The 20,816-nt window shown below is 68.1% G+C and carries 25 protein-coding genes; 5 read left to right on the forward strand and 20 right to left on the reverse strand.

Going from position 1 to position 20,816, the window contains the following annotated elements; genetic code table 11:
• The 9 genes from secD to ACFQGD_RS19565 all read right to left on the reverse strand — a co-directional run bounded on the left by secD (nucleotide 1) and on the right by ACFQGD_RS19565 (nucleotide 7,666).
• Nucleotides 1-1,776 (reverse strand): protein translocase subunit SecD, encoded by a 1,776-nt coding sequence (secD, locus tag ACFQGD_RS19525; protein ID WP_345389857.1) that lies wholly within the window; start codon nucleotides 1,774-1,776, stop codon nucleotides 1-3.
• A gap of 138 nt (nucleotides 1,777-1,914) precedes the next feature.
• Nucleotides 1,915-2,301 (reverse strand): preprotein translocase subunit YajC, encoded by a 387-nt coding sequence (gene yajC, locus ACFQGD_RS19530; protein WP_345389854.1) that lies wholly within the window; start codon nucleotides 2,299-2,301, stop codon nucleotides 1,915-1,917.
• A 133-nt stretch (nucleotides 2,302-2,434) separates the two neighbouring features.
• Nucleotides 2,435-3,508: a Holliday junction branch migration DNA helicase RuvB gene (gene ruvB, locus ACFQGD_RS19535; protein WP_345389850.1), complete on the reverse strand. Its 1,074-nt coding sequence runs from the start codon at nucleotides 3,506-3,508 to the stop codon at nucleotides 2,435-2,437.
• 26 nt (nucleotides 3,509-3,534) lie between these two features.
• Entirely contained in the window at nucleotides 3,535-4,170 is a 636-nt protein-coding gene (gene ruvA / locus ACFQGD_RS19540) for a Holliday junction branch migration protein RuvA (protein ID WP_345389847.1), read from the reverse strand.
• Nucleotides 4,170-4,778, reverse strand: coding sequence for a crossover junction endodeoxyribonuclease RuvC (gene ruvC / locus ACFQGD_RS19545; RefSeq protein ID WP_345389844.1), 609 nt, complete (start codon nucleotides 4,776-4,778; stop codon nucleotides 4,170-4,172). Before ruvC ends, ruvA begins: the two co-directional genes overlap by 1 nt.
• An 89-nt stretch (nucleotides 4,779-4,867) precedes the next feature.
• Nucleotides 4,868-5,383, reverse strand: coding sequence for a DUF4262 domain-containing protein (locus ACFQGD_RS19550; RefSeq protein ID WP_345389841.1), 516 nt, complete (start codon nucleotides 5,381-5,383; stop codon nucleotides 4,868-4,870).
• A 111-nt stretch (nucleotides 5,384-5,494) separates the two neighbouring features.
• Nucleotides 5,495-6,244 (reverse strand): YebC/PmpR family DNA-binding transcriptional regulator, encoded by a 750-nt coding sequence (locus ACFQGD_RS19555; RefSeq protein ID WP_345389838.1) that lies wholly within the window; start codon nucleotides 6,242-6,244, stop codon nucleotides 5,495-5,497.
• Nucleotides 6,245-6,443: 199 nt separating this feature from the next.
• A complete protein-coding gene (pdxT, locus tag ACFQGD_RS19560; protein ID WP_390183360.1) occupies nucleotides 6,444-7,082 on the reverse strand; it encodes a pyridoxal 5'-phosphate synthase glutaminase subunit PdxT in 639 nt (212 codons plus the stop codon).
• Nucleotides 7,083-7,207: 125 nt separating this feature from the next.
• Entirely contained in the window at nucleotides 7,208-7,666 is a 459-nt protein-coding gene (locus ACFQGD_RS19565) for a nuclear transport factor 2 family protein (protein WP_345389835.1), read from the reverse strand.
• A 92-nt stretch (nucleotides 7,667-7,758) separates the two neighbouring features.
• Between ACFQGD_RS19565 and ACFQGD_RS19570 the strand changes: the two genes are divergently transcribed.
• Nucleotides 7,759-8,337, forward strand: coding sequence for a TetR/AcrR family transcriptional regulator (locus tag ACFQGD_RS19570; RefSeq protein ID WP_345389832.1), 579 nt, complete (start codon nucleotides 7,759-7,761; stop codon nucleotides 8,335-8,337).
• A 9-nt stretch (nucleotides 8,338-8,346) separates the two neighbouring features.
• Here the strand turns inward: ACFQGD_RS19570 and ACFQGD_RS19575 are convergent, their stop codons facing one another.
• Nucleotides 8,347-8,658, reverse strand: coding sequence for an AzlD domain-containing protein (locus ACFQGD_RS19575; protein WP_345390086.1), 312 nt, complete (start codon nucleotides 8,656-8,658; stop codon nucleotides 8,347-8,349).
• Nucleotides 8,655-9,416: an AzlC family ABC transporter permease gene (locus tag ACFQGD_RS19580; protein WP_345389829.1), complete on the reverse strand. Its 762-nt coding sequence runs from the start codon at nucleotides 9,414-9,416 to the stop codon at nucleotides 8,655-8,657. Before ACFQGD_RS19580 ends, ACFQGD_RS19575 begins: the two co-directional genes overlap by 4 nt.
• Nucleotides 9,417-9,482: 66 nt before the next feature.
• Here ACFQGD_RS19580 and ACFQGD_RS19585 point away from each other — a divergent pair, with 66 nt between their 5' ends.
• From ACFQGD_RS19585 to ACFQGD_RS19595, 3 genes are all read left to right on the forward strand, one after another.
• The gene (locus tag ACFQGD_RS19585) at nucleotides 9,483-10,046 is read left to right on the forward strand and encodes a helix-turn-helix domain-containing protein (protein WP_345389826.1); all 564 of its coding nucleotides are present in this window, start codon (nucleotides 9,483-9,485) and stop codon (nucleotides 10,044-10,046) included.
• Nucleotides 10,043-10,228, forward strand: coding sequence for a hypothetical protein (locus tag ACFQGD_RS19590; protein WP_345389823.1), 186 nt, complete (start codon nucleotides 10,043-10,045; stop codon nucleotides 10,226-10,228). Before ACFQGD_RS19585 ends, ACFQGD_RS19590 begins: the two co-directional genes overlap by 4 nt.
• A gap of 112 nt (nucleotides 10,229-10,340) precedes the next feature.
• A complete protein-coding gene (locus ACFQGD_RS19595) occupies nucleotides 10,341-10,571 on the forward strand; it encodes a hypothetical protein (RefSeq protein ID WP_345389820.1) in 231 nt (76 codons plus the stop codon).
• Between the two features lie 77 nt (nucleotides 10,572-10,648).
• On the opposite strand, the gene pdxS is transcribed toward ACFQGD_RS19595, so the two are convergent.
• Nucleotides 10,649-11,530 (reverse strand): pyridoxal 5'-phosphate synthase lyase subunit PdxS, encoded by an 882-nt coding sequence (gene pdxS / locus ACFQGD_RS19600; RefSeq protein WP_390183371.1) that lies wholly within the window; start codon nucleotides 11,528-11,530, stop codon nucleotides 10,649-10,651.
• A 265-nt stretch (nucleotides 11,531-11,795) separates the two neighbouring features.
• Here pdxS and ACFQGD_RS19605 point away from each other — a divergent pair, with 265 nt between their 5' ends.
• Entirely contained in the window at nucleotides 11,796-13,904 is a 2,109-nt protein-coding gene (locus tag ACFQGD_RS19605; protein WP_345389817.1) for an elongation factor G-like protein EF-G2, read from the forward strand.
• A 17-nt stretch (nucleotides 13,905-13,921) separates the two neighbouring features.
• Here ACFQGD_RS19605 and ACFQGD_RS19610 read toward each other — a convergent pair whose 3' ends face one another.
• The 8 genes from ACFQGD_RS19610 to thrS form a co-directional block, all read right to left on the reverse strand.
• Nucleotides 13,922-14,422 (reverse strand): LemA family protein, encoded by a 501-nt coding sequence (locus ACFQGD_RS19610; protein ID WP_345389814.1) that lies wholly within the window; start codon nucleotides 14,420-14,422, stop codon nucleotides 13,922-13,924.
• A complete protein-coding gene (locus ACFQGD_RS19615; RefSeq protein WP_345389811.1) occupies nucleotides 14,419-15,582 on the reverse strand; it encodes a glycosyltransferase family 4 protein in 1,164 nt (387 codons plus the stop codon). Before ACFQGD_RS19615 ends, ACFQGD_RS19610 begins: the two co-directional genes overlap by 4 nt.
• A 10-nt stretch (nucleotides 15,583-15,592) precedes the next feature.
• Nucleotides 15,593-16,522 carry a phosphatidylinositol mannoside acyltransferase gene (locus tag ACFQGD_RS19620; RefSeq protein ID WP_345389808.1) on the reverse strand — a complete coding sequence of 310 codons (930 nt, stop codon included), beginning with the start codon at nucleotides 16,520-16,522 and terminating at the stop codon, nucleotides 15,593-15,595.
• Nucleotides 16,519-17,127: a phosphatidylinositol phosphate synthase gene (gene pgsA, locus ACFQGD_RS19625; RefSeq protein ID WP_345389805.1), complete on the reverse strand. Its 609-nt coding sequence runs from the start codon at nucleotides 17,125-17,127 to the stop codon at nucleotides 16,519-16,521. Before pgsA ends, ACFQGD_RS19620 begins: the two co-directional genes overlap by 4 nt.
• A gap of 45 nt (nucleotides 17,128-17,172) precedes the next feature.
• Complete coding sequence (locus ACFQGD_RS19630; protein ID WP_345389802.1) at nucleotides 17,173-17,703, reverse strand: MarR family winged helix-turn-helix transcriptional regulator; 531 nt, start codon at nucleotides 17,701-17,703, stop codon at nucleotides 17,173-17,175.
• A gap of 83 nt (nucleotides 17,704-17,786) precedes the next feature.
• Complete coding sequence (locus ACFQGD_RS19635) at nucleotides 17,787-18,023, reverse strand: hypothetical protein (protein ID WP_345389799.1); 237 nt, start codon at nucleotides 18,021-18,023, stop codon at nucleotides 17,787-17,789.
• A gap of 62 nt (nucleotides 18,024-18,085) precedes the next feature.
• Entirely contained in the window at nucleotides 18,086-18,637 is a 552-nt protein-coding gene (locus tag ACFQGD_RS19640; RefSeq protein ID WP_345389796.1) for an HIT family protein, read from the reverse strand.
• Nucleotides 18,634-20,652 (reverse strand): threonine--tRNA ligase, encoded by a 2,019-nt coding sequence (gene thrS / locus ACFQGD_RS19645; protein WP_345390080.1) that lies wholly within the window; start codon nucleotides 20,650-20,652, stop codon nucleotides 18,634-18,636. Before thrS ends, ACFQGD_RS19640 begins: the two co-directional genes overlap by 4 nt.
• Between the last annotated feature and the right edge of the window lie 164 nt (nucleotides 20,653-20,816).

A 20,816-nucleotide genomic window follows, 5' to 3' on the forward strand; every position in this document is an offset into this window, starting at 1 on the left:
TCAGACCCCCCTCGCTGCCGCGGGACCGGACTGTTTCTTACTCCGCTGTGCCGCGGCGCCCACGTCGGTCACCATGCCGAGCCCGGAGAGCGCGCGGTTGTTGAGGATCTTCCACTTCCCGGCCATGACCAGCATCGGATGGGTCACCATGAACACGATGACCAGGTCGAGCACCGTTGTCAGGCCGATGGTGAACGCGAAGCCCTTCACGCTGCCGACCGCGAGCAGGTAGAGCACGACGGCGGCAAGGAGTACGACAGCGTCCGCTGAAAGAATCGTGCGTCTAGAGCGCACCCACGCTCGTGGGATCGCCGAGCGCACACTGCGCCCACCACGTATCTCGTCCTTGATGCGTTCGAAGTAGACGACGAACGAGTCCGCGGTGACACCGATCGCGATGATCAGACCCGCGACACCAGCGATGTCCAGTGTGAATCCGACCGATCGTCCCAGCAGGATGATCACCGGGAACACCAGGGCCGCCGTCAGGCCGAGCGAGGCGATCAGCAGCACACCAAGCAGCCGGTAGTACACGAGGCTGTAGAGCACGATCAGCCCGAAACCGATGGCACCCGCGATCAGTCCAGCGCGCAGCGACGAGAGGCCCAATGTCGCGGAGACGGTCGTCGCGTCGGACGTCTCGAACGACAGCGGCAGTGAACCGTACTTCAGGATCTGCGCGAGGTCTTGCGCCTCGGCACGAGTGAAGTCACCGGTGATGCGGGTATTGCCCGCGATCGCGGTGGTCACCGTTGGCGCGGAGACGACCTCGGTGTCGAGCACGAACGCGACCCGCGCGGGGTTACCCGGCGAACTGGCGGACTCCTTGGCCAGTTCCGAGGTGATCTGTGCCCACCGGGAGTTGCCCTCACCGGTGAAGGTGATGTTGACCTGGTAGCCGACACCATCGGAGTTCACGCTAGCGGTGGAGTCGCTGATCTGTTGCCCGTCGAGAATCACCGGACCGAGCAGGTAGGCCAGCCGGTTATCGGTAGCCTCACGTTCCTGATCGCACGCGACCAGCGGCAGATCGGGGTCGTCATTGCCGCGCAGCGGATCCTTCGCGCCCTTCGAGCAGTCGATATGCCGAAGCGCCCGCTGCAGCGCCTGCTGCGCTTCGGGACCGGAGCCGAGTAGGTCCTTGTCCTGCCGGATCTTTCTCGCCTCGGTGATCTCCTCCTGCGTCTCCTTCGGCAACGACGGTTCGTCGTCCTGCGCGGCGAGTGCGGTACCAGCGGCGCCGCCACCCCCTGACCCATCGGTGTCGCCGGACTTGTCGCCGTTCTGCTTCGCCCCGTCACCCGGCGTCGCGGTGCTGTCGTCGCCGGACTTGCTGGACCCGTCGCCGGAACCATCGCCACCGCCCTGGCCCGCCTGCTGCTGAGCGGCGGCTGGGTCGAACGGACCGGCGATGACCTTGCGGAACGCCAACTTCGCCGTCTGGCCGAGAGTCTTGGCCTCCTGTCCCTCCTCGCCGGGCACCGTGATCACGATCTGCTTACCGTCCAGCACCACCTCGGCGCCGGAGACGCCGAGACCATCCACACGCTCGGCGATGATCGCCCGCGCCTGGTCCAGCGACTCACGGGTCGGCTCCGAGCCGTCCGGGGTGCGCGCGGTCAGGGTGACGCTGGTGCCGCCTTTGAGGTCGATACCGAGCCGGGGGCTCGGGTCGCGGTCACCGGTGAAGAACACCAGTCCGTACAGCACGACGACGATCAAGATGAAGAACGCCAGATAGCGTCCTGGACGGATGGTCCCGGCGGGTGGTGCCACGGGAGGGTCTCTCCTCGAACTAGTCCTTGACACGGCCCCGTGTGGGGCTCATGACACTCGTCACATGGCCGCACGACGGCCATGGCCCGGGAACTGTACCCGCGGCCACGTGAGTCGCGCGTTATGTGCGGAAGATCGTTACTTACCCTTGTGCTCCAACGGCGGCGCGACCTGAGCGTCGCTACGCTCGTCGCCGTCCTCGTCGGAATCCGTGGTGTCAGCGTCGTCGCGGTCCTCGTCGGTCTCGTCAACGTCCTCGTCGAACTCGTCCGCGGCCTCGACCTTCTCCCGCACGGCGGGCCGAAGCCACGTCGTCACGACGCCGTCCGCGATCTCCAGGTCGATCGTCGTGTCGTCACTGGCGTCCACGACGGTCGCCTCGAGCCCTGACGTGGTCCGCACCCGGTCGCCCTCGGTGAGGCTGTCCTGCAGCTCGTGGTGCGCCGCCATCTCCTTCTTCTGCTTGCGCACGGCGAAGAACATCATCAAGCCGAGGCCAGCCATCATCACGATGAGCAGTTCCATCGATTTCTCCCTCTTCCGGGCACGGCGACGTTTCCCGCCATGCCCGTTGCGAGTACGTATTTGTTGCGAGTCTGCCAGTTTACGCCCTAGCTACCTACGGCAGCCCCTCCGTCACCGCAGGCCTGCCCGCGTGTCAGTCGAACAACGACTGAGTGGCCTCCGGCGTTCCACCTTTCGGCGGTGGCAGCCCGAGGTGTTGCCATGCGGCTGGCGTGGCCACCCTGCCCCGCGGTGTGCGAGCGAGCATCCCGATCCGCACCAGGTACGGCTCGCAGACCTCCTCCACCGTCGAGGACTCCTCACCGACGGCGACAGCAAGGGTGGACACCCCGACCGGACCACCGCCGAACGACCGCACCAGCGCGCTGAGCACCGCCCTGTCCAGGCGGTCGAGGCCCCACTCGTCGACGTCGTACACCTCGAGTGCGGCACGGGCGGTCTCCCTGGTGACTCTGCCGTCCGCGCGCACCTCGGCGTAGTCGCGGACACGCCGCAGCAGCCGGTTCGCGATGCGGGGCGTGCCTCGCGAGCGGCCCGCGATCTCCTCGGCTCCGTCCGCTTCGAGCGACACACCGAGAATGACAGCCGACCGGCGCAGCACCTGCTCCAGCTCGACCGGCTCGTAAAACTCCATGTGACCGGTGAAGCCGAACCTGTCCCGTAGTGGACCGGTCAGCGCGCCGGACCGCGTCGTGGCACCGACCAGCGTGAACGGTGCGATCTCCAGGGGGATACTGGTCGCGCCCGGCCCCTTGCCGACGACGACGTCGACCCGGAAGTCCTCCATCGCCAAATACAACATCTCCTCGGCGGGCCGAGCGATGCGGTGGATCTCGTCGATGAACAGCACGTCACCCTCGACCAGGTTCGACAGCATCGCCGCCAGGTCACCAGCGCGTTCCAGGGCGGGTCCGGAGGTGATGCGGATGGCGCTGTCCAGCTCGGACGCGATGATCATGGACAGGCTGGTCTTACCAAGGCCGGGCGGGCCGGACAGCAGCACATGATCCGGCGGCACGCCCCTGCGCTTGGCGCTCTGCAGCACCAGTTCCAGCTGCTCACGCACCCTGGCCTGACCGACGAACTCAGCGAGCTTGCGCGGCCGCAGCGTCGTCTCGACCTCGCGCTCGCCGTTCTCCGGCAGGGCCGACAGCGACGTCGACTCCGCCGAGGGGTCAGCAGGACCTGCGGCGTCTTGCTCGCTCATCACTTCCTTATCGTGCATCCCGCTCGTCACCGCTTCTTACCGAGGACCCCCAGCGCTGCCCGCAGCACGGCGGAGGTGTCGCCGGCACCCCCGGAACCGTTGTCGCCGCCATTCGCGGCAAGCACGCCGTCGACGGCCTTCTCCGCCTGCTTGGTCTGAAAGCCCAGCGAGACCAGCGCCTCCACGACGTCCGGTTTGACACCGCTCGCGGCACCACCTGCCACCGCGCCGATGGCACCACCGGCCGCGCCGCTCGCTGGGACGGCGTCGACCTTGTCGCGCAGCTCGAGGCTGAGCCGTTCCGCGCCCTTCTTGCCGATGCCAGGCACCTGCGTGAGCACCGTGGTGTTGCCCTCGGCGAGCGCGCCGCGCAAGGTGTCAGGGTCGAGCACGGCGAGCGCGGCGAGCGCCAGCCGTGGGCCGATGCCGGAGACCGACTGCAACAGCACGAACAGTTCCCGCGACTCGGTCTCGACGAAGCCATACAACGTCAGCGAGTCCTCCCGCACCACGAGCTGCGTGTGCAGCGTCGCCTGCTCCCCCACCCGGAGCGTGGCGAGCGTGGCGGGAGTCGCCAGCACCGCGAGTCCGACACCACCGACCTCGACCACGACGTGATCGAGCGAGATCGCGAGCACCTGCCCGCGTACCGACGAGATCATCACGTTCCTCCTCGGCGCGGCGCTGCACTCTGCCTTGCCGCGCCGTTTCGTTGTGCCCGCGCGGCCGCCAGCCGCGCCTTGTGTGCTTTGGCCAGATCAGTCGCGCGCCGCTCCGCCTCGGCGAGCCTTGCGCGCATCGGTTCCCGCCAGATGTGGCAGACGGCGAGCGCGAGCGCGTCGGCCGCGTCGGCGGGTTTGGGACGTTCCGGTAACCGCAACAGCCGGGTGACCATGGCGGTGACCTGTTGCTTGTCCGCTCGCCCCGAACCGGTGACGGCCGCCTTGACCTCGCTCGGCGTGTGGAAACCGACCGGCAGCGACCGCCGAGCCGCGCTCAGCGCCACCACGCCACTCGCCTGCGCCGTACCCATGGCCGTGCGAACGTTCTGCTGGCTGAACACCCGCTCGATGGCCACCGCGTCTGGCTGGTAGACGTCCAGCCACTCCTCGACAGCGTCAGCGACCTGCCGCAGCCGTACGGCAAGATCGGCGTCCGCCGGAGTGCGCACCACATGGACGCCAACACAACTGACCTGCCGACCGGTGCCGCCGTCGACGATGCCGACCCCGCATCGGGTCAGGCCGGGGTCCACCCCGAGAACGCGCACCGACAACCTCCACTACGGCGAACACTCGTTCGAGGAGGTAGGTTACCCGCCCGCTCGCCGCGGGTTCGACCCGACGCGCCGGGACGTCGTCAGTCGAGCGAGAACGACGGCCTGCCGGTCGCGTTCAGCACCGGCTGCCACCGTGCGAATCCTTCCGGTGCGTCGTCATCCCACGGCCAACTGCCCTCCGGGGTCGGCACGATGATCTGCATGCCGGGAAAGTCGCCGTCCGGGTAGAGCACGAACGCCGAGCCGAAGAACGCCGGGTAGTACGCGGGGTCCACGTGCTCGAACGCGACCGGGATGCCCTCGAAGAAGCCGTCGTAGAGCACGCCTGGCTCGAACTCAACGCCCATCACGGCCTTGTCGACGTACGCGTCGAGCAGCACCGTGGCGAGCTGTTCTGGCAGGCCGACCACGACCGCTTCCGGGACGCCGTGCTTGCGCCACGCACCCGCGGTGAAGCAATACCCGCCGACGCCATCCTCGGGCGCGACCGACACGACCGCGTTGCCTCGGGTGTCCGCTTCGTTGATCAGCCAGTCACGAAGCCGCTCGATGTCGTCGGTCTGGGGCGCCGGTGTGGGTGATGCGTCCGTGGTCACGGGCGTTCATTGTGCCTGCTTACGGTCCGCTGTCCCAGGACCGTCCAGCGGAACTTCGCACCACCCGTCCGGCGTAGTGATCACGGCGCGGCATGCTGCCGTCGGTACCAGTCAGCCGACCTCGGCGAGCACCTCGTCGCTGACGTCGAAGTTGGCGTAGACGTTCTGCACGTCGTCGGCGTCCTCAAGGGCCTCGATCAGCTTGAACACCTTCTTCGCGCCGTCCGCGTCGAGCGGCACGTTCACCGACGCCAAGAAACTGTTCTCCGCCGACTCGTAGTCGTACCCTGCCTCGCGCACCGCGTCACGCACCGCGAGCAGGTCGGTGGCCTCGGAGACGATCTCGAAGCTCTCACCGAGGTCGTTGACCTCCTCGGCGCCGGCGTCGAGCACCATCATCAACACGTCATCCTCGGTGAGGTCGTTCTTCGGGACGATCACCACGCCCTTGCGATTGAACAGGTACGACACCGAGCCCGGGTCGGCCAGCGAACCGCCATTGCGGGTCAGCGCGGTGCGCACCTCGCTGGCGGCGCGGTTCTTGTTGTCGGTCAAGCATTCGATCAGCACAGCGACGCCGTTGGGTGCGTAGCCCTCGTACATGATCGTCTGCCAGTCGGCGCCACCGGCCTCCTCGCCAGCACCCCGCTTGCGGGCACGCTCGATGTTGTCCTTGGGGACGGAGTTCTTGTTCGCCTTGAGGATCGCGTCATAGAGCGTCGGGTTGGCGTCAGGATCGCCCCCGCCGGTGCGGGCCGCCACCTCGATGTTCTTGATCAGCCGTGCGAACAGCTTGCCCCGCTTGGCGTCGAGGGCGGCCTTCTTGTGCTTCGTGGTCGCCCACTTGGAGTGGCCGCTCATTTGTCCTCCATGTCGCTTTCGATGAACAGCGCTTCGTGGTCGCCGCAGTACCATCCCAGCGTGGAGTGGCCGCTCATCTCTCCTCCATCTTCTCTGCTACCCGTTCTGGTAGATGCCAATCCGGCCGACGTGGCCGAACAGGCAGGTCAGCGAGCGTATGCCCGTCGCCCTACTTTCGACCTTCTTGGCATATCGGTCCTCATGCCGCGTCCTCGGACACGGCCGCACGGACGATGTCCGCGAACAGCCGGTGCACCCTGCCGTCACCAGTGAGTTCGGGGTGGAACGCGGTCGCGAGCACGGCGCCCTGACGAACCGCGACGATCCTACCCGCGGCTGGTCCCGCGGCGGCGGTGTCGGGCACTGCGGCGAGGACCTCGACGTCGCCGCGTGCCGACTCCACCCACGGCGCCCTGATGAACACCGCGTGCACCGGTCCATCATCGATTCCGGTGAACGCCAGGTCCTCCTCGAAGGAGTCCACCTGCCTGCCGAACGCGTTCCGCCGCACCGTAATGTCCAACGCGCCGAGCTGGTGCTGGTCTTCCCGCCCGTCGAGCACCTCATTGGCCAGCAAGATCATGCCGGCGCAGGAACCGTATGCGGGCATCCCGCCGGCGAGCCGCTTACGCAGCGGTTCCAACAGGTCGAACGTGTCCAGTAGCCGCGACATCGTCGTCGACTCGCCACCGGGGATGACGAGGCCATCCACGGTGGCGAGTTCCGACTCCCTGCGCACCGTCATGGTGCGCACGCCAGCGGCGCGCAGCGACGCGACGTGCTCCCGCACATCGCCCTGTAACGCGAGCACACCGACACATGGCTGAGCAGCAGACAAACCGCGAATCCCTCCGGAAATGACTGCTCACCAGCCTAATCGCGCAGCGTCAGCGAGCACCGACCGGGTGCGGCTACCAGCCGCATCGCGACTATGCCGTCGCCGTTGGCATCGCGAGCGATCGCTTACCGGACGGGCAGCGGCGAACCCCGCTCGGCAGTGGGACGCGTACCGAGAATGCGGCGATCCTCTTTGTTGATGCGAACGTCGTTGATGCTCGCCTCACGACGGCGCATGAGTCCGGCGTCGGTGAATTCCCACAGCTCGTTGCCGTAGCTGCGCCAGTACTGACCCTCTTGGTCACGGCACTCGTACTGGAAGCGCACCGCGATCCGGTTTCCCCTGAACCCCCACAGCTCCTTGCGCAGGGCGTAGTCAAGCTCGCGCTCCCATTTCCCGCGCAGAAACTCGACGATCTCGGCGCGGCCGGTGACGAACTCGTCGCGGTTGCGCCACACCGAATCCTCGGTGTAAGCGAGCGCCACTCGTTCCGGGTCACGCGTGTTCCAGGCGTCCTCGGCGGCCTGCACCTTCTGCGGTGCGGTGTGCTCGTCGAACGGTGGGAACGGTGGTCGTTCGGTCATCACGGTACCTCCTCAGCAACCGGAGAACGATCGTTCTCCGCACTGTGCGGTAGTGTAGAGAACGATCGTTCTCGATACTAGTGGGAGATGTCGTGGATCACAGCGAGGCTTACACGCGGGTGCTGAACGCCGCCGAGGAACTGTTCTACGAACGCGGCGTGCAGGCGGTGGGTATGGACGCTATCCGCGCCAGGTGCGGGGTCTCCCTCAAGCGCCTTTACCAGTCATTCACCTCGAAGGAGCACCTCGTCGTGGAGTACCTGCGGCGACGTGACCAGCGCTGGCGAGAAGCGCTGATGTCGTTCGCCGACCAGCGATCCGAACCCGCTGACCGGGTGACGGCGGTCTTCGACTGGCTGCACGAGTGGTTTCGCGAGCCCGGCTTCCGGGGCTGCGCCTTCATCAACTCCTTCGGAGAACTGTCCGCCACCTCCCCGGCCGTGGCGGACATCGCCCGGCACCACAAGGATGAGCTCAAGCGCTACCTGACAGCCCTGGTGGAACCGCTCGCTGTCGATGAGCCGCTCGCGGTAGCCGAACAACTGCTACTACTCATCGACGGCGCGATCGTATCGGCGTCGATCACCCAGAACCCGGACGCAGCCCATGGTGCACGGGCCGCGGCAGAAAGCCTGCTCACCGCCGCGGCCGGTGCGCAACGTGCGCACTGACCGAGCCGCTCAGGGCACCCCGGCCAGCCGCAGGAGCGCGGCGGTCGCGGCGGCGGCGAGCACCACCACGGCGAACGGCACCTTGCGCCAGGCGAGCACCCCACCGACCAGCACCCCGGCCGGGCGTGCCCAGCCAGCGAAGCCGCCCGCCTCCGTCAAGGCCGCCGTACCGACCAGCGCGGCCAACAACAGCACGGCAGCCAGCGTCATCGCCTCCTCCGCCCGTCGCGGCAGCCGCACCCGCTCACGCAGCACTGGCCCGCAGGCGCGTAGCGCGTAGGTTCCGGCCGCCAGCACAACGACAGCGCCAATCAGCGTCATCTGCTCGGACACGACGCCTCCTCCCCTGGCTCCGCCGCGCATGCGGATTCCCGTACCTCCCCTGCGTCCGCGCGTCCGCGGGCGCCGCGCAGCACAAGCGCGATTGGCAGGGCGAGCAGCGCCAGCAGTACGGGCAAACCCGCGGGCAGCACCGGTGTCGCCACCAGCGCGATCACGACGCCCATCAGAGCCGCCGCGCTAGTCGCCTTATCTCGCAGCGAAGGCAGCACCAGCGCCAACAGCACGGCGGGAAACGCGGCATCGAGGCCCAACGTCGCGGTGTCGCTGAGAGCGGTACCCGCGACGGCACCGAGCACGACGCCGACGTTCCAGCACACGAACAGACCGACGCCGCATACCCAGTACGCCGCCCCGCGCCGGTCGGCGTCCCGCTGGGCGAGCGCGAAGGCCACCGCCTCATCGATCATCACGTGAGTGCCCATCCATCTGCGCCAGCCGCTGCCCAGGACGTCCCCGACAGCGAAGCCGAACGGCACGTGACGGGCGTTGACCAGCAGGCCAGCGAGCACCGCGGCGACCAGGTTACCGCCCGCTGCGATGATGCCCACGAACAGAAACTGCGCCGCACCGGCGAACACCAGCAATGACAGCAGCATCGGCAGCCACATCGGCAGTCCGGCCCCGACCGCGATCGCACCGAAGGAGACACCGACGATGCCGCCCGCCAGCAGCACGAGCGCGATGTCCCTGGCGAGATCCCCCTGCACGAGACGTCGTGTTCGGTATAGCGAACGCATGGGCACTATAATGAACGACAATGACATCGTTCGTCAACACGAACGAGTGTACTTGTGGAGCGAACAATGCCGGATGACCACACCACCGCGCCCTTGACGGCCATCGCCGACGCCCTCCGACGCGAACGCACGCGCGCCGGACTGTCACTCAGCGAGGTCGCCAAGCGAGCCGGGATCGCCAAGTCCACGCTCTCGCAGCTGGAGTCCGGCGCCGGAAACCCCAGCATCGAGACGCTCTGGGCGCTCGGCGTCGCCCTAGAGGTGCCGTTCTCGCGGCTCGTCGACCCACCCAAACCGACGGTCCGAGTAGTCCGGGCGGGCGAAGGACCCGCCGTTACCTCCGAGCAGGCACACTTCATCGGCACGCTGCTCGCGTCCTGCCCGCCGCACGCCCGCCGCGACCTCTACACGATCACCATGGAGCCGGGCGCTCCCCGCAAGGCGGACCCGCACAATCCCGGCACCGTGGAACACCTGATCGTCGGCGCGGGACGGATGCGCACCGGCCCCGCCGAAGACGCCGTCGAACTGGACGCGGGCGACTACACGGCGTTCCCGGGCGATGTGCCGCACGTCTACGAAGCACTCGAACCAGGCACTTGGTTCATCCTGGTCATGGAGCACATATGAGCGAGCGACCCGAACCGATCAACTGCGAGCACTGCGGCAGGGACCGTTCGACCGACACCGACGTCGACGCGCTCGCCTGGGCCAGCGACACCGATGCCACCGGGACCCACTGGCTGTGCCCCCAATGCGCCCGCGACCACGTGCGCGATATCGAGGGCAAACTGCCACGCGAGTATTGGTAACAGCCTCGGCTGTAACACGAACGGGTTACAATACGACGGATTCTGTACATCCCGGTGCTACCGGGACGTCACGTCTGCGCCACCGTCACGCACCCGTGGGAGTAGGACCGGTATGCCCATCGTCGTCGAACTTGCCCTGCTGCTCTTCGTCGTGATCGGCCTTCCCCTGCTTCTCGTCAGGCGGGTCTGCCGAGGCATCGAACGCGAGATCGCGTCCTGGGCGCCTTCTGGTACGCGCAGGCACCAGTTCCAACTGGTCAGTGTGATCAAACAACCGCGCGGCGCGCAACGGATCGCGGCCGACTGGTGGCCGCGCGACCGCTGGTCGCCACCCCACGTCTGAGCCCACACGGGCTCCGTCACGCGAGAAGGCTGATCGACTCGCGCGGCGGGGAGCCCGAGTCCGGCCCGCTTGAGCGGTTACCAGCCGCGCTCGGCCAGCCGGTGCGGCTCAGGGACCTCTTCGACGTTGATCCCGACCATGGCCTCGCCAAGACCACGGGACACCTTGGCGATCATGTCGGGGTCGTCGTGGAACGTGGTGGCCTTGACGATCGCCTCGGCACGCTGCGCCGGATTGCCGGACTTGAAGATGCCGGAACCGACGAACACGCCCTCGGCGCCGAGCTGCATCATCATGGCCGCGTCGGCGGGGCTGGCGATCCCACCGGCGGTGAACAGCACCACTGGCAACTTGCCATTACGCGCGACCTCGGCGACCAGCGGGTACGGCGCCTGCAGCTCCTTGGCCGCGACGTAAAGCTCATCCTCAGGAAGCGAGGACAGCTTGCGGATCTCGGCGCGAATCTGCCGCATGTGTGTGGTCGCGTTGGAGACGTCACCGGTACCGGCCTCGCCCTTGGAGCGGATCATCGCGGCGCCCTCGGTGATGCGACGCAGCGCCTCGCCGAGGTTGGTCGCCCCGCACACGAACGGCACGGTGAACGCGAACTTGTCGATGTGGTTGGTGTAGTCGGCCGGCGTGAGCACCTCGGACTCGTCGATGTAGTCGACGCCGAGCGCCTGGAGGACCTGCGCCTCGACGAAGTGGCCGATCCTGGCCTTCGCCATGACCGGAATCGAGACGGCGTTGATGATCCCGTCGATCAGATCGGGGTCGCTCATCCTGGCGACGCCGCCCTGCGCACGGATGTCCGCGGGCACGCGCTCGAGCGCCATAACGGCGACGGCACCGGCGTCCTCGGCGATCTTGGCCTGCTCCGGCGTGACCACGTCCATGATCACCCCGCCCTTGAGCATCTCGGCCATGCCGCGCTTGACCCGCGCGGTGCCCTTCTCGATGCCCTGCTCGGGGGCCGTGGTTGACGTCGTCTCGGATGGAGTCTGGGCAGCGGTCACTGCGAGAACCTTTCTCAGTCGTGGCTTCATTGCCATCCTACGTCGCACGTGGACCGCTCAAGCAGGCCAGTACGGGGGTATTTCAGCAGTCCACTTGGTGATTCGTGCCACCCACGTGGCCGGTCAGGTGCGGTAGTGCCCTTGCCCCGAATCGCGATCAGGTGTGTGATCGAAGACACATCTCTTCCCGCTGGGACAGGAGGCCGCCATGGCTGACAGACATACGCGCAACGGCGGCTCGAGCACCGCTGTCGCTTCGCCCTCCAGCGTGCGCAACGTGGCACTCGTCGGGCCGTCGGGATCCGGCAAGACCACCCTCACCGAAGCCCTGCTCGCCGCGACCGGCACCGTCTCGCGAGCTGGCAGCGTCGTCGAGGGCACCACGGTCTGCGACCACGACCCGGCCGCCGTGCGGCAGCAACGCTCGGTTGGCCTCGCGCTCGCTCCGCTTCGTCACGACGGAATCAAGATCAACCTCATCGACACGCCCGGCTACGTCGACTTCATCGGTGAGCTCCGAGCTGGCCTGCGCGCCGCCGATTCCGCGCTGTTCGTCGTCTGCGCCGCCGACGGCATCGACGACACCACCGTCGCGCTGTGGCACGAGTGTGCCGCCGTCGGCATGCCCCGCGCCGTGGTGATCTCCCGCCTCGACCATCCTCGTGCCGATCTGAACGCCGAACTCACCGCCTGCCAGCAGGCGTTCGGTGGCGGCGTGCTCCCGCTCTACCTCCCCTCGGGTGACACCGGACTGATCGGGTTGATCTCGCAGCGGCTGTCGGACTACTCGAACGGCTACCCGCCGGTGGCGGGCACCCCTGCCGACGACGACCTCGCCGCGCTGGCGGAAGCAAGGGACGCACTCATCGAGGGCGTCATCGAGCAGAGCGAGGACGAGACGCTGATGGACCGCTACCTCGCCGGTGAAGAGGTCGCTGAGGCCACGCTGATCGACGACCTGGAGACCGCCGTGGCGCGCGGATCGTTCCACCCCGTCATCCCGGTCTGCGCTACAACGGGCGTCGGGCTCGCCGAGTTGCTCGAGGTGATGACCAGGGCGTTCCCGTCGCCGCTAGAACACGAGCCGCCCGCGGTGACGTCGCCAGGCGGCAAGCCGCACGATCCGCTGCACGCCGATCCGGACGGCCCGCTCGCCGCCGAGGTCGTGCGCACCACGATGGACTCCTACGTCGGCCGGGTGTCGCTCGTGCGGGTTTTCTCCGGCACGCTGCGGCCGGAGCGGCAGGTGCACGTGTCCGGTCACGGACTCGCCGAGCGCGGGCACGCCGACCACGACGTTGACGAGCGCATACTGCACCTGTACTCCGCGCGCGGCGCCGAGCTGGAGGAGGTGCCGTACTGCGTCGCCGGTGACCTGTGCGCGCTGACCAAGGTGACGTCCGCCGAGACCGGCGACACGGTGTCCTCGCCGGACGATCCACTGCTGATGGCCACCTGGCCGATGCCGGAGCCGCTGCTGCCGGTCGCGGTGGTCGCCAACAACCGCAGCGACGAGGACGCGCTCGCCCGCAACCTCGCCCGGCTGGTGGCTGGCGATCCAACGTTGCGGCTGGAGCGCAACGCCGAAACGAACCAGCTGGTGCTGTGGTGCATGGGCGAGGCGCACGCCGACGTGGCACTGTCCCGGCTACGTTCCGGTGGCGCGGACGTCGGCACGGAAGACGTGCGCATCCCGTTGCGGGAGACGTTCGCCGCCAAGGCGCACGGGCGCGGCAAGCATGTCAAGCAGTCCGGTGGGCACGGGCAATACGCCGTGTGCGAGATGGAGGTGGAACCACTCCCCCGAGGATCAGGGTTCGAGTTCGTTGACAAGATCTACGGCGGCGCGATCCCGCACCAGTTCATTCCGAGCGTGGAGAAGGGCGTCCGGGCGCAGATGGCGAAGGGGCTGCTTGACGGCAACCCAGTGATCGACATCAGGGTGACGCTGCTGGACGGCAAGGCGCACAGCGTCGACTCCTCCGACGCCGCGTTCCAGACGGCAGGGGCGCTCGGACTCAAGGACGCGGCGGCCAACGGCAAGGTCATCCTGCTCGAACCGCTGGACGAGGTCTCGGTAACCATGCCGGACGAACACCTCGGCACGGTGCTCGGCGACCTGTCCGCGCGCCGAGGGAGAGTGCTCGGCACCGAGTCGGCGGGCGACGGACACAGCATCATCAAGGCGGAGGTGCCCGCCACGGAGCTGCTGCGCTACGCGATCGACCTGCGGTCGATGACGTCCGGCACGGCGACGTTCACCCGGACGTTCAGCCGGTACGAGCCACTACCGCAGGGAATGCACGCCCCAGCCTGAGTAAGAAGGCCCTGCGCTCACGGGTCGGGTTCGGCGATCTCGAAGTACTCCGGCGCGGGGGCGCTACCGGCGAGCCGGAAGTAGCGCACCTTGCGGCGCCGCCGCAGCGCGAGGGTGTCACGGACGGCGTCGTTATGGACCCGGCGCGCGATCACCACACGGTGCTCGGCGTCGGATAGCTCGCGCGCGAGCCCGTCGGGTAGCACGGTCCGGTCGAGGCGGCTGAGCAGTCGAGTGAGTTCGTTCTCGGTCATTTCCCGCTCGGAGCGCGGTGCGGACTCGGCGGCGTCGGCCGCCGCCCGCAGCCGGGCCGCGAGCGGCATGGGGGTGCCCGCGCTGGCGACCGCGCGGGCGACGACGGCCCTGCGTGCGAGCGCGGCGTCCAGTGCGGCCCAGCCCGCGTCAGTGCGGACGTGCAGCCGGTCCAGCCGGTTGGCCGTGGCCACAAGCACCGCGCCGAGCAGCAGCGCGACCAGTACCACGGCGGTGAGCAGCAGGAGCAGCGCGGTCGTGCTCACGTGTCCTGCTCCGAAGGAACGGTGGCGACCACCGGCGCCTCACCGACACGGCGCGGGTCGGCGGCGATCGCCGTCTCGTAGACCCGCAGCACCTGCTCACAGACCAGTCGCCAGTCGTAAACGGCCACGCGCTCGGTACCAGCGGCGGACAGCGCGGCCAGCCTGTCAGCATCGCCAAGCAGCTTTCGCAGGGTCGCCGACAACGCCGCCGCGTCGCCCGTCGGCGTCAGCACCCCTGCTTTTCCGTCGGCGAGCACGCGGCGGAACGAGTCCAGGTCGCTGGCGACCACGGGCGTGCCCGCCGCCATCGCCTCGGTGAGGATCATGCCGAAGCTCTCCCCGCCCAGGTTCGGCGCACAGTAGACGTCGACGCTGCGCAACGCGCTCGCCTTGGTCTCGTCGTCCACCTGGCCCAGCAGGTCGATCCGCGCCGCCAGTTCCGGCCCCGCCTGTTCGTACAGCTCATCGGGCTCGCCCCCACCGACGACAAGCAGCCGCAGGTCAGGCACCTCACTCAGCAACGGCCGCAAGGCGTCAAGCAACACCGGCATGCCCTTACGAGGTTCGGTGAACCGTCCGACGAAACCGACCGTGCCGCCGCGGCGCGGGTAGCCCGGCAACGGCTTCGCGTTCGCGTAGAACGGCACGTTCACGCCGTTCGGGATCTCCACGGCGTCGCCGCCGAGGTGTTCCACTTGCACCCGGCGCGCCAGCGCGGACACCGCGATCCGTGCGGTGATCTTCTCGAACAGCGGGCGCAGCACCGGCCGGAAGCCGAGCATGGTGCGGGAACGAGCGGTGGACAGGTGAAACGTCGCCACGATCGGGCCCTCAGCCACCTTCAGCGCCAGCATCGACAGGCTGGGCACCACGGGTTCGTGCAGGTGCAAGACGTCGAAGTCGTTGGCTGCGATCCAGCGCCGCACCCTGGCATACGAAACAGGACCGAACTGCAGCCGGGCGACCGAACCGTTGAACGGCACCCCAACCGCCCTTCCGGCGGGATGCACGAAGTCGGGCAGTTCCGAATCCGCGGCGGCGGGCGCGAGTACCGAGACCTCGTGGCCGCGGGCCAGCAGCGCCTTCGCCAACTCTACGACGTGACCCTGCACTCCACCCGGCACGGCGAACGAGTACGGGCAGACGATCCCGATCTTCATGCGCCGAGCCTCACGGCTCACCGGCGTCAGCGGTGTCGAGGTCGTGCCGTCTCGTCTCATCGAGATCGGCCAGCCACAGTTTCTGCAGCATGTGCCAGTCGGCGGGATGCGCGGCGATGTCCCCGGCGAAGGCGTCCGCGACGTGCTGCGTGGCCGACGCGATCTCCTCGCGGTCGTTCACCCGGACACGAGGGTGAATGCGCAAACCCCAACCGTCCTCGGTGAACCATGTGGTCACCGGCAGCAGCGCGGCGCCGGTGCGGGCGGCGAGCCACGCTGGCCCCGAGGGGATACGTGTCTCCTCGCCGAAGAACGTGACCGGTATCCCGGAACGGCTGAGGTCGCGGTCGGCGAGCAGGCACACGATGCCGTTGTCCCGCAACCGATTCTTGAGAAGCGGCAGTGCTCGCGCGCCGCCGGTCAGCGGCAGGATCTCGAAGCCAAGCGACTCCCGGTAGCTGACGAACCGCTGGTACAGCGACTCCGGCTTGAGCCGCTCGGCCACGGTGGTGAACCGCCCGTAGCGGTTGACGAGCCACACTCCGGCCGCGTCCCAGTTGCCGCTGTGCGGCAATGCCAGGATCGCGCCGTTGCCGTCCCGCAGCGCGGCGTCCAGGTTCTCCCTGCCTTCGATGCCCGCCTCGAAACGCTCGGCGAGCTTGATGTGGTCCATCGACGGTAGCCGGAACGCCTCCTGCCAGTACCGCGCGTACGAGCGCATGGCTTTCTTGGTGAGCTCGTCCAGTTCGTCGTCGTCCGCCTGCGGGACGACGCGCCGCAGGTTACGCCGCAGCTGGGACACGCCGGAGCCACCGCGCACCGCCGCGATGTCGCCACCGGCCGCGAACAGCGCGTCGGCCATCTTCGCGGGCAGCAGCCGCACGAGCCGCCACCCCGCGCCGAACCCGGCGTCGCTGAGCCAGTCGGTGGTGCGGCTCACGGCGTCACCTCCCGCGCTGATGTGCGCGCCGAGCGTACCCGCTGGACCAAAGTCAATACCGACAGCACCGCCAGTAACCACAACGACACCGGAATCGCGTACGGCACGCCGAACCCTTCCAGCCCGGTACCGACGAGGGCGATGATGAGCCGCTCGGCGCGCTCGATCAGGCCACCGTCCGCGTTCAAGCCGGACGCCTCAGCGCGGGCTTTGATGTAGGAGATGACCTGCGCCAGCACCAGCACGAACAGCGCGACACCCGCGGTGACGCCGTCCTCCGCGACGGTGAACGCCCACCAGGCGATCGCGGCGAACACCGCGCCGTCGGTGAGCCGGTCGCAGGTCGAGTCCAGCACCGCGCCGAACGGCGTCGACTTCGTCGCGCGGGCCATGGCGCCGTCGAGCATGTCGACCATCGCGAAGCCCCACACCGTGAAGGTGCCCCACAGCAGCATGTCGTTCGGGAAGAACGCCAGCGCACAGACGATCGCGCCCACCGTGCCGATCAGCGTCATCGCGTTCGGGGTCAGCCCGGCACGCACCAGCGCGGCCCCGATCGGGTCGACGACACGCGAGATCGACGCACGGGCGAACACGTTCAGCATCGGAGACGGGGCCTAACTTCCGGGGACGCGAGCGGATACGTGCGATCAGCCTAGCTGCCCGTCAGGCGCGCAGCCGTCAGACTCCCGGTCGGACATGTCACCGGAGTGGACGACGTCACACGTCTCGTTCAACGCCCTCATCACGGCATCACTGATCTCGTCGAGCCGATCAAGCTGCTCAGCGGTAAGTCCGTCGAACAGCGCGTACTTGACGGCGGCGTCCCGCGCGGGTGTGGCCGCCCGCAGCGCGTCCGCGCCAACCGGGGTGAGGGTGGCCAGCGCGCCGCGCTTGTCACTCGGGCACGGGGTACGCCGCACCCAGCCTGCCGCCTCCAACCTGCCGATGGCGTGCGACAGCCTGCTACGGGAGAACCGCACCGCGCACGCCAGTTCGTTCATCCGCAAGGTCCGTTCCGGCGCGTCGGCCAACGTGGCGAGGACGGCGAAGTGGGCGTGCGGCATTCCGGCGTCGGCCTGCAACCGCCGTTCCAGGTGCTCGGTGAGCATTGTGATGGCGGTGCTGAAACCGTCCCAGGCTTCGCGCTCGCGCGCGGTGAGCCGTCCCGTCTCGTTCACGTCGCCATGGTAGGAAGCAGCACCCTTGGTACGTCCCGTCACTACGCTGGATAAAGTTCGATCTTCGCGTTGTGGCCGTTACTTCACACTCGTTCGCCCTCGTCGCGCAGTTCGCGCTGGATGCGGACTATCGAGTCGCGAGAGACCCCCATGCCGCCTGCTCGCCGCCTGTCGGCTCGGGCGAGCAGCTCAGCCATGGTGGGGCCGTTGGCGAACTCCGCGCGCTGGTGTTCGAGGTACGCCTCGAGGCCGAACGGGTCGCCGTCAGCGGGCGGCTCCCGTTCGCTGAAGTCGTCGGCATCTCTCGCGTTGTCTGCCATGTCCCCAGGCTAGACCCGACCAACGACAATCACGGTTGATTGACTGGCCGCTGAAACCACCGTTAGACGTCGTACCAGGCGTCGGCCAGCAGCTTCCTCGTCTCGCCGAGCAGCTGCGGCAACACCTTCGTGTGGCCGACGACCGGCATGAAGTTCGAGTCGCCGCCCCAGCGGGGCACCAGGTGCTGGTGCAGGTGCGCCGCGATGCCCGCACCGGCGATCACGCCCTGGTTCATACCGATGTTGAACCCGTGCGGGCCGGAGACCGCCCGCACGGCGCGCATCGCCCGCTGGGTGTACTCGGCGACCTCGACCGTCTCCGTCGGCGTCAGGTCCGTGTAGTCGGCGACGTGCCGGTACGGCACCACCATCAAGTGCCCCGGGTTGTACGGGTAGAGATTCAGCACCGCGTAGACCTCGCCGCCACGCGCCACGACCAGACCCGACTCGTCGTCCATCTCGGGGATGCGGCAGAACGGGCAGCCTTTCGGCTCATCGTCCTCGGGTTTGCCCTCGCCCTTGATGTAGGCCATGCGGTGCGGCGTCCACAGCCGCTGCAGCGCGTCGGCCACACCGACGCCGTCCTGCTCGGTCAGCTCGGGGCCGTCCGTCACGCCAGCACCGCTTCCACGGCCTCCGCCGTCGGCGAGGCGTTCTCCTTGCGCTCGACCCAGTCCGCGATGATGTCCACGGCCGAGGCGACCGGCACGCCGTTGACCTGGCCGCCGTCACGGAACCGGAACGACACCGCGCCGCCCTCGACGTCCTTGCCGCCCGCGAGCAGGAGAAACGGCACCTTCTCCTTGGTATGGGTGCGGATCTTCTTCTGCATCCGGTCGTCGCCAGTGTCGACCTCGACGCGGATCCCGCGAGCCTTGAGCGCCTTGGCGACGTCAAGTAGATGCGGGGCGTGCTCGTCAGCGATCGGGATGCCGACCACCTGCACCGGCGCCAGCCACGCGGGGAACGCGCCCCCATAGTGCTCCGTGAGGACGCCGAAGAACCGCTCGATCGAGCCGAACAGCGCGCGGTGGATCATCACCGGCCCCTGCCGGGAGCCGTCCGAGGCGGTGTAAGAGAGGTCGAAGCGCTCCGGCAGGTTGAAGTCGAGCTGGATGGTCGACATCTGCCAGGTGCGGCCAAGCGCGTCCTTGGCCTGCACCGAGATCTTCGGACCATAGAACGCCGCGCCGCCAGGGTCGTCGACCAGCTCGAGGCCGCTGTCGGTGGCCGCCACCCGCAGCGCCTCGGTGGCCTCCTCCCACACCTCGGGCGAGCCGACGTACTTGTCCTCGTTTCGAGTGGACAGCTCCAGGTAGAAGTCGTCGAGGCCGTAGTCGCGCAGCAGGTCGAGCACGAAGGTCAGCAGCGACTTGAGTTCGTCCTGCACCTGCTCCGCGGTGCAGTAGATGTGGGCATCGTCCTGAGTCATGCCCCGGACGCGGGTAAGCCCATGCACGACGCCGGACTTCTCGTAGCGGTACACCGAGCCGAACTCGAACATGCGCAGCGGCAGTTCCCGGTACGACCGGCCACGCGACGCGAAGATCAAGTTGTGGAAGGGGCAGTTCATCGGCTTGAGGTAGTAGTCCTGCCCCGGCTTGCGGACGGTGCCGTCCTCGTCGCGCTCGGCGTCGAGGTGCATCGCCGGGAACATGCCGTCGGCGTACCAGTCGAGGTGCCCTGAGGTCTCGAACAGCGCGCTCTTGGTGATGTGCGGCGAGTAGACGAACTCGTAGCCCGCCTCCTCATGCTTGACGCGCGAATAGTCCTCCATGGCGCGCCGGATGATGCCGCCCTTCGGATGGAACACCGCGAGCCCGGAGCCGATCTCCTCGGGGAAGCTGAACAGGTCCAGCTCGCTGCCCAACTTGCGGTGGTCGCGACGTTCGGCCTCGGCGAGCAGTTCCAGGTGCTCGTCCTGCGCCTCGGCCGACTCCCACGCGGTGCCGTAGATCCGCTGCAGTTGTGGGTTGTTCTCGTTGCCGCGCCAGTAGGCGGCGGCGACGCGGGTCAGCTTGAACGCGGGAATGTGCTTGGTGGTCGGCACGTGCGGCCCCCGGCACAAATCGCCCCACACGCGCTCGCCGGTGCGCGGGTTGACGTTGTCGTAGATGGTCAGCTCGCCGCCACCAACCTCCATGACCTCGCTGGTGTCGACGTCGCCCTTCACGTCGACGAGCTCCAGCTTGAACGGCTCGTCGGCCAGCTCCGCCTTGGCTTCCTCGACCGACTCGAACGCACGGCGGGAGAACCGCTGCGAACCCTTGATGATCTGCTTCATGCGCTTCTCCAGCGCCTTCAGGTCATCGGGGGTGAAGTGGTGATCGATGCCGAAGTCGTAGTAGAAGCCGTCCTTGACCGGCGGGCCGATGCCGAGCTTGGCCTGCGGAAACTCCTGCTGCACCGCCTGCGCGAGTACGTGCGCGCAGGAGTGACGGATAACGCTGCGACCGTCCTCGGTGTTGGCCGCGACCGGCTCGACCTCGACGTCGGCGTCCGGCGCCCAGGACAGGTCGCGCAAGTTGCCCTCGGCGTCGCGGACGACGATGACGGCATCTGGGCCTTTACTCGGCAGGTCGGCGTCTCGCACCGCGGCACCCGCCGTAGTGCCCGCCGGCACCACCACGCGTCCGGTGGGTGCGGGGGCGAGCTGCGACGGCTGTGACACGGTGAACTCCTCGTGTTCGGCTGGACGGGTGGGTGCTACGGGGCCGCGCCGAGCGGCACCCCGTAACTACCGATGCTATCGAGTGCCGCTCGGCGTTTTCCCACCGTGTCAGCCGTGCCGAT

Origin of the sequence: Haloechinothrix salitolerans (assembly GCF_042662605.1) — a bacterium.
Taxonomy (GTDB): domain Bacteria; phylum Actinomycetota; class Actinomycetes; order Mycobacteriales; family Pseudonocardiaceae; genus Haloechinothrix_A; species Haloechinothrix_A salitolerans.

Coding starts and splice junctions, on each gene's coding strand:
- yajC (WP_345389854.1), bottom strand. CDS start 2,301: ATGGAACTGCTCATCGTGATGATGGCTGGCCTCGGCTTGATGATGTTC.
- ruvB (WP_345389850.1), bottom strand. CDS start 3,508: ATGAGCGAGCAAGACGCCGCAGGTCCTGCTGACCCCTCGGCGGAGTCG.
- ruvA (WP_345389847.1), bottom strand. CDS start 4,170: ATGATCTCGTCGGTACGCGGGCAGGTGCTCGCGATCTCGCTCGATCAC.
- ACFQGD_RS19555 (WP_345389838.1), bottom strand. CDS start 6,244: ATGAGCGGCCACTCCAAGTGGGCGACCACGAAGCACAAGAAGGCCGCC.
- ACFQGD_RS19565 (WP_345389835.1), bottom strand. CDS start 7,666: ATGACCGAACGACCACCGTTCCCACCGTTCGACGAGCACACCGCACCG.
- ACFQGD_RS19575 (WP_345390086.1), bottom strand. CDS start 8,658: ATGACGCTGATTGGCGCTGTCGTTGTGCTGGCGGCCGGAACCTACGCG.
- ACFQGD_RS19580 (WP_345389829.1), bottom strand. CDS start 9,416: ATGCGTTCGCTATACCGAACACGACGTCTCGTGCAGGGGGATCTCGCC.
- ACFQGD_RS19585 (WP_345389826.1), top strand. CDS start 9,483: ATGCCGGATGACCACACCACCGCGCCCTTGACGGCCATCGCCGACGCC.
- ACFQGD_RS19590 (WP_345389823.1), top strand. CDS start 10,043: ATGAGCGAGCGACCCGAACCGATCAACTGCGAGCACTGCGGCAGGGAC.
- ACFQGD_RS19595 (WP_345389820.1), top strand. CDS start 10,341: ATGCCCATCGTCGTCGAACTTGCCCTGCTGCTCTTCGTCGTGATCGGC.
- ACFQGD_RS19605 (WP_345389817.1), top strand. CDS start 11,796: ATGGCTGACAGACATACGCGCAACGGCGGCTCGAGCACCGCTGTCGCT.
- ACFQGD_RS19615 (WP_345389811.1), bottom strand. CDS start 15,582: ATGAAGATCGGGATCGTCTGCCCGTACTCGTTCGCCGTGCCGGGTGGA.
- pgsA (WP_345389805.1), bottom strand. CDS start 17,127: ATGCTGAACGTGTTCGCCCGTGCGTCGATCTCGCGTGTCGTCGACCCG.
- ACFQGD_RS19635 (WP_345389799.1), bottom strand. CDS start 18,023: ATGGCAGACAACGCGAGAGATGCCGACGACTTCAGCGAACGGGAGCCG.